Annotated in this window: 12 protein-coding genes; 8 read left to right on the top strand and 4 right to left on the bottom strand. The window is 65.5% G+C overall.

Annotated elements, in window-relative coordinates; translation table 11 throughout:
- Positions 1–7: 7 nt before the first annotated feature.
- Positions 8–1,285: an MFS transporter gene (locus RQG82_RS07740; RefSeq protein ID WP_285362849.1), complete on the bottom strand. Its 1,278-nt coding sequence runs from the start codon at positions 1,283–1,285 to the stop codon at positions 8–10.
- A 120-nt stretch (positions 1,286–1,405) separates the two neighbouring features.
- Between RQG82_RS07740 and RQG82_RS07735 the strand changes: the two genes are divergently transcribed.
- From RQG82_RS07735 to RQG82_RS07725, 3 genes are all read left to right on the top strand, one after another.
- The gene (locus RQG82_RS07735) at positions 1,406–2,638 is read left to right on the top strand and encodes a TetR/AcrR family transcriptional regulator (RefSeq protein WP_285362850.1); all 1,233 of its coding nucleotides are present in this window, start codon (positions 1,406–1,408) and stop codon (positions 2,636–2,638) included.
- Between the two features lie 67 nt (positions 2,639–2,705).
- Positions 2,706–3,083: a BlaI/MecI/CopY family transcriptional regulator gene (locus RQG82_RS07730; RefSeq protein ID WP_285362851.1), complete on the top strand. Its 378-nt coding sequence runs from the start codon at positions 2,706–2,708 to the stop codon at positions 3,081–3,083.
- Between the two features lie 234 nt (positions 3,084–3,317).
- On the top strand, positions 3,318–3,911 hold the full coding sequence (locus RQG82_RS07725) for a M56 family metallopeptidase (RefSeq protein ID WP_311258518.1): 594 nt from the start codon (positions 3,318–3,320) through the stop codon (positions 3,909–3,911).
- A gap of 53 nt (positions 3,912–3,964) precedes the next feature.
- On the opposite strand, the gene RQG82_RS07720 is transcribed toward RQG82_RS07725, so the two are convergent.
- The gene (locus tag RQG82_RS07720; protein WP_285362853.1) at positions 3,965–4,174 is read right to left on the bottom strand and encodes a hypothetical protein; all 210 of its coding nucleotides are present in this window, start codon (positions 4,172–4,174) and stop codon (positions 3,965–3,967) included.
- 190 nt (positions 4,175–4,364) lie between these two features.
- Between RQG82_RS07720 and RQG82_RS07715 the strand changes: the two genes are divergently transcribed.
- The 3 genes from RQG82_RS07715 (at position 4,365) to RQG82_RS07705 (ending at position 8,888) form a co-directional block, all read left to right on the top strand.
- The gene (locus RQG82_RS07715) at positions 4,365–4,592 is read left to right on the top strand and encodes a heavy metal-associated domain-containing protein (RefSeq protein ID WP_311258517.1); all 228 of its coding nucleotides are present in this window, start codon (positions 4,365–4,367) and stop codon (positions 4,590–4,592) included.
- A 181-nt stretch (positions 4,593–4,773) separates the two neighbouring features.
- Positions 4,774–6,642, top strand: a complete 1,869-nt coding sequence (locus RQG82_RS07710) for a cytochrome c oxidase assembly protein (protein WP_311258516.1) — start codon at positions 4,774–4,776, stop codon at positions 6,640–6,642.
- Entirely contained in the window at positions 6,639–8,888 is a 2,250-nt protein-coding gene (locus RQG82_RS07705) for a heavy metal translocating P-type ATPase (RefSeq protein WP_311258515.1), read from the top strand. The genes RQG82_RS07710 and RQG82_RS07705 overlap by 4 nt, the downstream gene beginning before the upstream one ends.
- Positions 8,889–8,897: 9 nt before the next feature.
- Here the strand turns inward: RQG82_RS07705 and RQG82_RS07700 are convergent, their stop codons facing one another.
- Positions 8,898–9,260, bottom strand: a complete 363-nt coding sequence (locus RQG82_RS07700) for a helix-turn-helix domain-containing protein (RefSeq protein ID WP_311258514.1) — start codon at positions 9,258–9,260, stop codon at positions 8,898–8,900.
- Between the two features lie 87 nt (positions 9,261–9,347).
- On the opposite strand from RQG82_RS07700, the gene RQG82_RS07695 reads away from it, so the two are divergent.
- Positions 9,348–9,749 carry a nuclear transport factor 2 family protein gene (locus tag RQG82_RS07695; RefSeq protein WP_311258513.1) on the top strand — a complete coding sequence of 134 codons (402 nt, stop codon included), beginning with the start codon at positions 9,348–9,350 and terminating at the stop codon, positions 9,747–9,749.
- A 67-nt stretch (positions 9,750–9,816) separates the two neighbouring features.
- Here RQG82_RS07695 and RQG82_RS07690 read toward each other — a convergent pair whose 3' ends face one another.
- Complete coding sequence (locus RQG82_RS07690) at positions 9,817–10,419, bottom strand: DUF5134 domain-containing protein (RefSeq protein WP_311258512.1); 603 nt, start codon at positions 10,417–10,419, stop codon at positions 9,817–9,819.
- 60 nt (positions 10,420–10,479) lie between these two features.
- Here RQG82_RS07690 and RQG82_RS07685 point away from each other — a divergent pair, with 60 nt between their 5' ends.
- Positions 10,480–11,904 carry a PepSY domain-containing protein gene (locus tag RQG82_RS07685; protein WP_311258511.1) on the top strand — a complete coding sequence of 475 codons (1,425 nt, stop codon included), beginning with the start codon at positions 10,480–10,482 and terminating at the stop codon, positions 11,902–11,904.
- Positions 11,905–11,959: the final 55 nt, after the last annotated feature.

Genomic DNA, 11,959 nt, shown 5'->3' with positions numbered 1-11,959 from the left:
GTGCGCCTTACTTCGTGCCCTTGACTCGGAAGATGAGAACTGCGCCCGCCAATGCGGCAGCCGCGCCGACCAGGTAGAACAACGAGTAGCCGCCGATCGCGGTCGCCGCGCCCAGCGCGATGACTCCAGGTGCGATGGCCGGAGCGATGGACTGCGGCAGCGCATTGGCGATGTTGATGACGCCGAGGTCCTTGGCCGTGTCTTCGACATCGGGGAGCACCTGCGTCGCCAGGGCGAGCGAGACCGAGAGGAAGGACCCGATGCCGAGTCCGATCAGTCCCTGACCGACGATCACCATCTCGACGGTCGGCGCGAAGGCGAGAACGACGAGCCCGGCCACCATGATGATGCCGGCGGCGAGGACGAACGGCTTCCGGCGCCCGAGCTTGTCGGAGAGGTAACCCGCGAGCGGCCCGGAGATCGCCTGCGCGCCGACTGCCGCGAGGTTGCAGATCAGGACGGCCGTGATGGCCTCTGCTTCCGTCAGGAGGAACTTGTCGGTCAGATAGAGCGGCAGATACGTGGCGATACCGGCGTAACCGAACATCACCAGGAATGTCGTGATCCAGGTCCAACCGAAGTCGGGGTTCTTGCGAGGGTTGAAGACGAAGGATCCGGCGAAGTCCTTCCAGCCGTAGCTCGTCGACGGCGGGGTGAGACGCACCCCATCCTTCAGCAGCATCGCGAACAGCACCGTCAACACCAGACCGATGAGCGCGGGTACCGCGAATCGCGAGAGATCCGAGTCGAGGAAGTTGACCGCGAACGTTCCGCCCAGGATGCCGAGCGACGTGGTGATCCCGATGATTCCTGACGCGAGGCCGCGCTTCCATACCGGCATGCGATCCGCGATGGTGGCGTTCAACGCTGCCAGCGTGCCATTGAGGGCAGCCTGCGCGACGCACCATCCCACGAGGACCATCCAGACCTCGCTCGCCAGACCGATCGTCACGAGAGCCGCGAATCCGACCACGGCACCGAGGATCAGCCAGGGCCGCCGCATGCCGAAGCGCGACATGGTGCGGTCCGACAGACGCCCGACGAGCGGATTGAAGATGATCGCGAAGAGTGTGCCGACGCCCATGACGAGGCTGAGCGCGGCGACCGACTCGCCGCGGTTCGCGGTGATGTGCTCGAGCTTGAAGGCCAGTGAGACGAACACGGGTGTGAGCAGCGCCAGGTACACGCCGAAGTTGGCGAGACCCAGCGTCGGCAAGTAGGCCGGAGACACGGGGCCGGCCGGTACGGTCCGGGTGAGAGGTGTGGTGGTGGAGGGTTCAGTCATCGTCGACTCCTTGGTCGCGCCCGAAGGGGGTGGGTTCGGGCCAGAGTAACGCAAACTCGAACAAAATGTAAGTCAATATCGATCTATTTGTAGCTGAAGCGTGCGTGCGATCATGAGACGGTGAGATCTTCCGAGCACGCTTCGTCCCGCACCGCATCGACCGCGCTGACGCGACGGCGGATTCTCGCCTCGGCCAGAGCACTGATCGGCTCGCGAGGCGCCGCACAGGTCTCACTCGAGGACGTCGCAGCCGAATCGGAGATCACGCGCCCCGGGCTCCTCGGCCACTTCCGCTCGATGAATGCACTGATGACAGCAGTGGAAGCCGAGTTCTGCGTCGAGACCGGGCTGCGGATGTCGGCTGGCATCCGTTCGTGGGCGAGTCTGCTGGAGATCCCCGACTATCGCTCGATCTCGGTGCAGTTCTTGAACCTCGCACTGATGAACGGTTCACCATCATCATCACCGTCCGCGGCCTGCCACCACCGGCAGCTCCTCGAGTCGACCGAGAGCCTCCTCATCCAGCATTCCCGCTCGACCTCGCTGACCCCTCAAGGGCTCGTCGCCGCGTGGGAGGGGCTGCTCGTACTGCAGGCGTACTTCCCGTCACTCGATCCCGCCCGAATCCTCCGGGCGCGCCTCGACCCGGCGCGCGCCCAGCCGTCAGCGCCCTCCTCCCGCACGGCCCCCGCACCTCCGGAATCGCTGATACCCGCCGAGTTCGGCTATGCGCGTGGTCGCTCCCGCCGGCGGCAGATCGTCGAAGACGCCACCATGCTCTTCGCCCGCAACGGATACCACGGAACCACCATCCGGCAGCTCGCATCCGAGGTGGGCATCTCCGCGTCCACACTGCTCCACCACTTCGGACACAAGGCGGGCCTTCTTGCAGAGGTGCTTCGCCACAGAGACGAGCAGCTCGTTCATAGGCGCGGTCAGCGGGACATGGATGCGCGCACGGAGCTCGCGGAGCTCGGCAATGAGGCGCGCCGGGATCTGAACGTGGAGCGAGGGCTCGTAGACATGTACGCCGTCCTCTCCACCGAGGCTATTCACCCCGACCATCCGGCGCACGCCTACTTCACCGATCGCTTCTCCCGCACGATCGACTACTTCGAGGGCCTCATCGCGAACAGCGACTCCGGGTCTTCGGATCCACGGCTCGATGCCGTGTGGCTCGTCGCACTGTGGGACGGACTGCAGTATCAACTGATCCTGAGTCCTGACGACATGGATCTCCCCGCACAGCTGGATCATCACATCCAGACATCCCTGGGAATCACCCCGGCCGCGAGGAGCGCAATCCCTGACGAAGCGCACGCGCCGGATGAGCGCACATCCTCCAAGGTGTAATACAGTAGCTACCAGGTTTGTAGAGTAAGCCGATTCGGACCTCATACCCCAGTCGTACGGAGGAACTATGGCCGGAGAGAGAACTCGAGAGCGAGGCGAGCTCGAGGGCGAGATCATGCGGCTGCTCTGGCAGCACGTGGATCCCATGAGCGCGCGCGACCTGCAGGAGCTTTTCACCGGACAAGTGCCCGCGTACACGACCCTTCTCACGGCGCTCACCCGCTTGGAGAAAAAGGGGCAGGTCGTCCGATCGGGAGACTCTCCCCGCAAGGTGCGCTTTCAGGCCGCACGCTCGGGAGAAGAGTTCACGAGCGATTCGATGCTCTCCGCCTTGGACCGCGCGGGAGACCGCCACGCGGCACTGCTCGCTTTCGCCGGAACGCTTGACGACGACGACGTCGCCCTGCTGAAATCCGCCTTCGGTCGGAAGTCCTCGAAGCGCTAGCAGATGCTCTTCTGGGTTGTGCTGGCCTGCGGCATCGCATCGATCATGGTCGCACTCCTCGCACCCCTTCTGCTCACCGTGGGACGCTGGCAACTTCTGCACCCGCGTACCGCCCTCTCAGTGTGGTTCGGGGCGTTCTTCATAGGCATCGCACTGGCCCTCGCCGGGCTGATCATCGGCGTTGCGGGCGCCGTCGCCGCCTCGCATACCCCGACCGGTTCAGAGACGCTGCTGATGACGATCCTCGGCTGGGCAGGCTTGGGAGCCTTCGGCGCGATCGCCGCTTTCGTCGCCGTGTCCGCCGAGCCGGTGCTCTCCTCCGAGACAGGCGCGCTGCATTCGCTGGCGCCGATCGCCATCAGCCGCGAACAGCGACGCGGGTTCACGCTGGTCCGGTTCGAATCGGATCAGCCGATCGCCTTCGCCGCACCGGGCAGACCGCCCGAGATCCTGCTTTCGACGGGCATGGAGTCGCTTCTCCCTTCCGCTCAGTTGCAAGCCGTCCTCGCTCATGAATACGCGCACCTGAGGCAACATCATGCGTGGGCCACCCGAATCGCTCGCATCAACGCTCTTTGTCTCCCCAGAACGCACTCCGCGCGCGCGCTGCGAAGAGCAACCACGCTTCTTGTCGAATTGGCGGCGGATGACCAGGCGGCACGTCTCGCCGGCCCCGCGCATCTGGCGAACGCGCTTTCGACGCTCGCGGCAGCATCGAACGACGCCGGCCTGGAGCTTCGCGCCGAGAGACTCGTGGACAAAAGGTGGCCCGGCGCCGTCAAGCGTCGCCGGCCCCCTGCGGCCTTCGCTCGCGATTCCTCGAGTTGACGTGGTGGCTCTCGGGACCGATCCGGCTCGCGCCACCTCCGCTACGGAGTTACTCAGGCCCGAGGCTTCCAGCCGCATACACGGAGCACCCATGACCACGCCGAGCGCACCCTGCGGCGGATCCGATAGATGAGAAATCTCGCCTCGCCCCACTCCTCAGCGAGAGTGGACGGGTGGTCATCCTGATCCCGCGGGGGCGCGGTGAGTCCGATGACAAGGATCAGCACCAGGAGCGCCACCAGATGAATGATGGCCGAGGTCATGCTCACTGCTCCGACTCCGCTCTCTGACTCACCTCTCCACTTCCGCCTCTCTGGGAACTGCGATACGGACCTCATCGAGATCCGAAGCAGGTAGTGTTAACGCTACATCCGGTAGTTATCTTCGCCTTCGCGGCGCGGTGCTAAAACTACACGATGTAGACTTGTTCCCAGCAAAGCGAGTGGAGTGAAAATGTCGCAGTTCACATTTGAGGTCACCGGAATGACGTGCGAGCACTGCGAGCATGCGGTGGGATCAGAGCTGTCCCGACTTCCCGGCGTCCAGAATGTCGTCGCTGATGCGGCAACGGGACGCGTGAGCGTCACCCACGATCTCCCGGTGGACCGGAGCTCTTGGGAAGCCGCGGTGGGTGAGGCCGGGTACGAAGTGGGTTCGTGGCCTGTAAGCCACGATGCGTGAAGAGCCTGCGCCGAACGTACCCCGCGATCCCGCCCTGCTACGCCCATCCCGTCATCTCCTGATCGCGGGCGGCCTGGCCACTGCCTTCTTCGGCGTCGGCCTGCCTGTTGGCATCACGGTCGCACTCGGAGACGCGCCATACAAGAAACTCTTCCAATCCTTTCCCGGCCTTGACGTCGGTATGACGACCACCGCTCTCCTGGTGGCGGCCGACACCGGGATTCTGCTCAGCATGGGCATCCTCACTCACCTGCTCTTCCTCCGCGCCACGCCTGCGAAGCGCGCGATGCGTCTTGAGCACGGCTTCGAGCTCCGCGTTCTCCGAGTCACCGCGTCGGTCTGGGCAGCGAGCGCCGCCGGGCTGGCCGTGTTCGAAGCATTCGACACCAGCGGCGTGCCCCTCTCCCGCATCCTCGAACCGGGAACGATCGCGTTCCTGTTCGAGGCGAGCTACCCGCCCGCCGCCTGGACGATCAGCTGTGCGGGAGCTCTTGTGGTGCTGTTCGCATCGTTCTTCGTCGACCGCTGGACAGGGATGCTGATCCCCTTGTGGGCATCGTTCCTCGCCACGCTGGCTCCCGTCGTGTCGGGCCAGATCCTCGTCGGCCCCGATCATGACTTCGGCGGCGATGCCGCCGTCTTCCAATCGCTCGCGATAAATCTGCTCTTCGGCGTCGTCGCGGTCTACTGGCTGCGGGTGTGCTCCGGTCGATTCATCGACCCGGAGTCCCTTCGGCGACTCTTCGTCCTGGCGGCGATCCTGCTACCGGTCATCGCCGCCTCGGACGTCGTCATCACCTTCTTCAAGCTCGCCGGAACGCCCCTTCTCGGGTCCTTGACCGGCTGGCTGATCGTGGGGCGATGGGCTGCCCTCCTCATCGTCGCGCTCCCCCTGATCACGCTTCGCTCGCTCTGGCGTCGCGCACGCGTTCGCGCGGCACACATCGTCTCCTGCCTCTCGGTCGCATCCTTCGGCGTCATCGCATGGATAGGCGCCACAGCCGCGATGACCCGGCAGCCCCCGCCGCAGTACTTCGTGCCCACGAGCATCTCGCAGACGTTCATGGGTTTCGAGGTCGCGGATCCACCGAGCATCGAGGTGCTGTTCGGCCATTGGCGACCGAACGTTCTGTTCCTGACGATCGCGACGGCAGCCGTCGTCGTCTACCTCCTGGCAGTGCGCGCGCTCCACCGGCGCGGCGACCAGTGGCCCCCCGGCAGAACCGTCGCCTGGCTGCTGGGCTGGGCGATCATCATCTTCGCCACCAGCTCAGGGTTCGGCAAGTACTCCGCACCGGACTTCGGTATCCACATGATCGTCCATATGAGCCTCAACATGCTGGCCCCCGGCATGCTCGTGCTGGGCGGGATCGTCACGCTGCTGCTGCGCGCCACGCGCTCGGTGCCCGGATCAGCCGTGGGGCCGCACGACTGGATCACCTGGGTGCTGCACTGGCGGGTCCTCCAATTCCTCTACAACCCCCTGATCGTGTTCGTGGTGTTCATCGGCTCCTACTACGGGCTGTACCTCACGGGGATCTTCGGCGAGTACATGCGCTTCCACTGGGCGCATCAGTTGATGAATCTCCACTTTCTGATCGTCGGCTACCTGTACTACAGCCTCATCATCGGCGTCGATCGCCCGCCCCGCCCACTCCCCCATGTGGGAAAGCTGGGGTACGCGCTGGCCGCCATGCCCTTCCACGCGTTCTTCGGCATCATCCTGATGACGAGCACGACCCTGATCGCCGAGAATTTCTACCTCTACCTCAAGCTCCCGTGGGCCGACCTTCCCGCACAGCAGTATCTCGCGGGCGGCGTCGCCTGGGCGGGAGGAGAGATCCCGCTCCTTATCGTCATCATCGTGCTTCTGATCCAATGGGGTCGCCAGGACTCGAAGGAAGCACGGCGCAAGGACCGGCACCTCGACACGGGGAGGGATGTGGAGTTCGACGCCTACAACGAGATGCTGCGCCAGCTCTCCGCCCGCTCCGCAGCGAGCGATGAACTACGCCCGGGCCCGGAGCCCGAGAAGGAGCCACAGCGATGAACACTCAGACCGTGCAGCTGCTCGAAACCCCCCTCGAGCTCGACGTCTCCGGCATGACCTGCGCGGCGTGCGCTGGCCGTGTCGAACGCGCTCTGAACAAGCTCGACGGCGTCACCGCAACCGTCAACTACGCGACGGAGCGGGCAGTGTTGACCGGCATCTCGACCGAGGAGTCGGCACGCGCGATCGCGCAGATCGAGAGCGCGGGCTATGGCGCCCATCTGCGAGACGGGTCGGATGATGCCTGGTCGCAGCGTGCCACCGAGTTCCGAATCTCCTCGCTCCGGCGACGGCTGGCAGTGGCCGCCCTCCTGACCGTCCCGCTGATGGACATCACCCTGGTCCTGGCCCTCGTGCCCGGATGGCGATTCCCCGGCTGGGAGTGGGTCTGCGTCCTGCTCGCACTGCCGATCGTGACGTGGGCCGCGTGGCCGTTCCACCGCGCCACCTTCCGCAACCTGCGTCACGGCATGGTGAGCATGGACACGCTGGTGTCCCTCGGCATCGCGGCGTCGTTCGGCTGGGCGGTGGCGACGCTGCTGTTCGGCGTGGGTGCCGGGTCGGAGGGCTATTGGCTCGGCTTCGGCTCGACCCCCGAGGGCGCCGACTCGATCTACCTCGATGTGGCCGCGGGCATGACCACCTTCCAGCTCGCAGGCAGATACTTCGAGACACGCTCCCGCCGGAAGGCCGGAGACGTGCTCGGCGCACTGAGCGCACTCGCTGCCACGCATGTGCGAGTGCTGCGCGACGGGGTCGAGACGGTGGAGCCGGCCGGCCAGCTGCGCTCCGGTGACGTGTTCGTGCTCCTGCCTGGCGAGACCGTCCCCGCTGATGGTGTCGTCCTGAGCGGTAGCGCAGCCGTCGACGCGAGCATGATGACGGGCGAGCCGATGCCGATCTCGGTCACCAGCGGAGACACCATCACCGGCGGCACCATCAGCACCGACGGCCGGCTCGAGGTGCAGGCGACCTCAGTCGGCGCGCACACCCAGCTCGCCCAGATGGCTGCGCTCACCGAGCAGGCGCAGGCCCGCAAGGCCGATGTGCAGAAGCTGGTCGACCGCGTGGTGACCTGGTTCGTTCCCGTAGTGATCGGACTCGCCATCGTCGTCGGGATCGCGTGGGCACTGAGCGGCGCCCCCGACGACAAGGCAATCGGCGTCGGGATCAGCGTGCTGATCATCGCCTGCCCCTGTGCGCTCGGACTCGCTACCCCCACCGCGCTGATGGTCGGCATCGGGCGCGCTGCGACGCTCGGCATCCTGATCAAGGGGCACGACGCTCTGGAGGCATCAGGCACGGTCACGACCGTGGTTCTCGACAAGACGGGCACACTCACCACCGGCACGATGACGGTGCAGGACACGGCGGTGTTCGACGTGGAGCCGCACGAGATGTGGATGCTCGCCGCCTCCGCCGAACGCGGCTCGGAGCACGCGATCGCACGCGCCATCGAGCGTGCGGCCGCACCGTTCTCGACCGATCTGCGCCCGCTCAGCGAATTCACGGCGAAGCCAGGACTCGGCGCTGTCGCCACGATCGACGGCACCCGTGTCGTCATCGGCAACGTCTCACTGATCGAAAGCGAGGCGGTGCGCTTCCCGGCCGAGGCCCGCGCGGCCGTCGAACGTTTCGAGAACGATGGCCACACGACCGTGCTCGTCGCCGCTGACGATGTCGTGATCGGCGTGCTCGCGCTGTCGGATTCCCTCAACCCTCGCGCGGCTGACGCTGTCAAGGCTCTCCGCGAGCAGGGGCTGGAGATCCTGCTGCTCACCGGCGACTCTCCGGCGGCTGCGGCGCGCATCGCTGCCGAGCTCGGCGTTGATGGGGTCCACGCCGGGGTGCTTCCGGCGCAGAAGGCGGACGTGATCTCGACACTGCAGGCTCAGGGCAAGCGCGTCGCGATGGTCGGCGACGGCGTCAATGACGCGGTCGCTCTGGCCACCGCCGACCTCGGCCTCGCGATCGTCACCGGCACGGACATCGCCCTCAAAGCGGCCGACATCATCCTGGTCCGGGATGACCTGCTCGTCATTCCCGACGCGATCGCGATCTCGCGCAAAACGCTGCGGACGATCAAGATGAACCTCGTCTGGGCGTTCGGTTACAACGTCGCGGCGATTCCTATCGCCGCCGCGGGCCTGCTCAACCCTCTGATCGCCGCCGCCGCGATGTCGCTGTCCTCGGTGTTCGTCGTCTACAACAGCCTCCGTATCCAGAAGGTGCGCGGCTCGCGCTGACTCCCCTGACTAACGCAGGTCGTACGCCTCTCGCGCCACGAGCACCTCTTCGATGTGACTCTCCGCCCACAATCCCAGCGCGGTCAACGGCTCGCGCAGCGTGAGCCCGAGCGGAGTCAGCGCGTACTCGACACGGGGCGGCATCTCGTCGTAGGCCGTGCGCGTCAGAAGACCATCGCGCTCCAGATCGCGAAGCGTCTCCGCGAGCACCTTCGCGCTGATGCCGCCGACGCGATCTCGGATCGTTCCGAACCGCGCCGGCCCGTCACTCAGAGCGATCACGATCATGGCTGTCCACTTGTTGGCCACCCGTGCCAACGATGTGCGCGATGGACACGTCGCCAGCATCACGTTCCAGACAGGATCAGCCATTTCGGAAACCCACTCCCTTAGTTACGTTGAGGTAACAGGTTACCATATGTAACCATGGTGACGTACCACTCATCCAAGGAGAGAATCATGACTGACACCACCCCCGCCGGCATCGCCACCACGTACTTCGACGCGCTCGCCAAGGGTGACATTCCCACCGTGATGGCGCAGTTCAGCCCCGACGTCGTCTGGTACCAGCCCGGCGGCCACCGGTTCTCCGGCCAGCACACGGGCATCGATGGCGTCGGCGCCCTCCTCGGCGGCATGATGGAGGCGAGCGAAGGAAGCTTCGCCCTCGTCGTCACCGGTCCGGCGATGGTCAACGGCGAGATGGTCGCGCTTCCCGTGCGATTCTCGGGCACCCGCACGGGCACCTCGATGGACATGGCCGGCGTCGACCTGCTCACGGTTCGCGACGGCAAGATCGTCGCAGTCCACCTGTTCTCCGAAGACGGCACCAGCGAAGACGCCTTCTGGGGCCAAAGCTGATCGACAGTCACGCGTGCGGGTGAGGCCGGACTCCCGCCTCACCCGCACGCGTGACTTCGCCGCGCAGTCAGCCGTTCATCAGCACCAGCATCCACCCCATGCCCGCCGCCATCGCGATGTGACAGACAGAGTGAATGCGATGATGCGACGACCGAAACAGGCGCCAGATCCACCACACCGTGGCGGCGACGCACAAGGCGATGAACATCCCATTGACAGCGTCCGCCCACACAGGCGTCGACTCAAGGGCGAATCCGCCACCGCCGTGGTGCTCCGCATGAGCCCCACCGGCATCGTCAGACATGTCCATCCCGGCCATGAGCAGGGGCATCGCGGCGAGCATCCAGATCATCGCAGCGTCGAGCACGATGTGGCCGACGAGGTCGACCGCCTTCGCTCCGTTCGCCCCACGGAAAGAGGGCACCAGGGCCAACGCCAGGATGGCGAAGATGGCCACCTGCGCCCAGGTTACTGCATCCCATACTGTCCACCAGGTCATGACGATCATCGCGACGCTCATGATGCCGTGCGTGATGTCGATCAGGTCCGTGTCCGTCAGTGCGGAACCCTCCGACCGCGTGCGCGAGCGTGCGGCGAGTCCCCAGAAACAGATGATGGCGGTCATCACGAAGAGCAGAGTGAGGAGGATGTTCCAGGGTGCGGCGATCACGGCTTCAGTTTAGTACTACATTATGTAGATATCTGATTCCGCCCAGTGAAAGGCCCGACGATGACCACGATCGACTTCGAGTCGACCGGTGCACCAGAGAAGACAGGGCGTGCTCGCCCCAGAAGGATCAACTGGTTCGGCGCATTCTGGCGCTGGCACTTCTACGGAGCACTCCTGGTCATCCCCGTCCTCTTCGTGCTCGCCGTGACGGGCATGACGTACCTGTTCCGCGCGCAGATCGACGCGACGATGCACCCGGGCGTCATCACGGTCGCCGTTCCGGACGGCGCGGAACGACTGCCTCTGTCCGCCCAGCAGGAGGCGGTTGCGCAGGAGTTCCCCGACCGATCGGTCGTCTCACTGTTCGACAGTCTCGGTGACCGCTCGACGGTCTTCGTCACCGAGCTCCCCGACGGTACCACCCAGAATGTCTACGTCGACCCGTACCGGGCCGTGGTCACCGGGTCGCTGACTGACGATCAACTCATCTCGGACGTCTTCATCCGAATCCACGGGAATCTCCTTGCAGGAGACTTCGGCGATCGGCTGATGGAGCTCGGTGCCAGCTGGGCCATCGTGCTGACGATCACCGGATTCCTGATCTTCTTCCTGGGGCGCAAGCCGCGAAAGCTGGCCGCGCAGAAGAAGCTGAAGGGTGCGAGGCTGCGCAGTGCGCATGCGCTCGTCGGCCTTCCGGTCGGCCTCGGAATCCTGATGCTCGTCATCTCCGGACTCCCCTGGACCGGCCTGTGGGGCAGCGTGTCCGAAAAGGTCGCAGCAACCGGCGGGTCCTCGCTGTGGGGCGCCGACCCCGGGGCTGAGTCGACGATGAAGGACCTGATCGAACAGACCGACGGATCCAACGCCCCCGCCGGCTGGGCGGTGGGCATGGGGCCGACCGGGCAAAGCGACGGAGAGGGTGCAGGCGTCTCGATCGACGCCGCCATCGCTGCCGCCGAGGCCGAGGGCGCGCCGAGCCCCTACTACGTGATCTACCCCGTGGACGAGACTGGGGTGTTCAGCGTGATGAGCAGCCAGTGGTACCAGCAGGGCAACCCCGCGGAGTCCGATGTCACCCTCGAGCAGACGGTGCACGTCGATCAGTACTCCGGCGAGGTCGTCGCGCAATACGGCTACGACGACTACAGCCCGCTCGCCCAGGTCGTCTCGCACGGAATCGCGATCCACGAAGGGCGGCATTTCGGCCCCATCAACACGATCCTGACGACGCTCTTCTGCCTTGCCGTGATCTTCATGTGCATCTCCGCACCCATCATGTGGTGGCGTCGCCGCGGCACCGCGAGCGGCATGGCAGCGCCGCGCGCGCGTCTGCCCCTGTTCGGGAACATCGCACTGCTCGTCAGCGTGGTCGCCCTGGGGGTCTTCCTGCCCATGTTCGGGCTGTCCGTGCTGGTGATCCTGGCCGTAGATCAGCTGCTGATCCGGCGTATCCCCGCCTGGCGGAAGTTCTTCAACGCCGTGTGAACGGGGATGGTCTCGGTTGCCACAGCGACCGAGACCATCCGTGCAGTCACAGCGA

Origin of the sequence: Microbacterium sp. WCS2018Hpa-9, from assembly GCF_031843745.1 — a bacterium.
In the GTDB taxonomy this organism is placed as follows: domain Bacteria; phylum Actinomycetota; class Actinomycetes; order Actinomycetales; family Microbacteriaceae; genus Microbacterium.
Note: the sequence above shows the minus strand (reverse complement) of the source record. Positions and strands in the feature narration are given on the sequence as shown.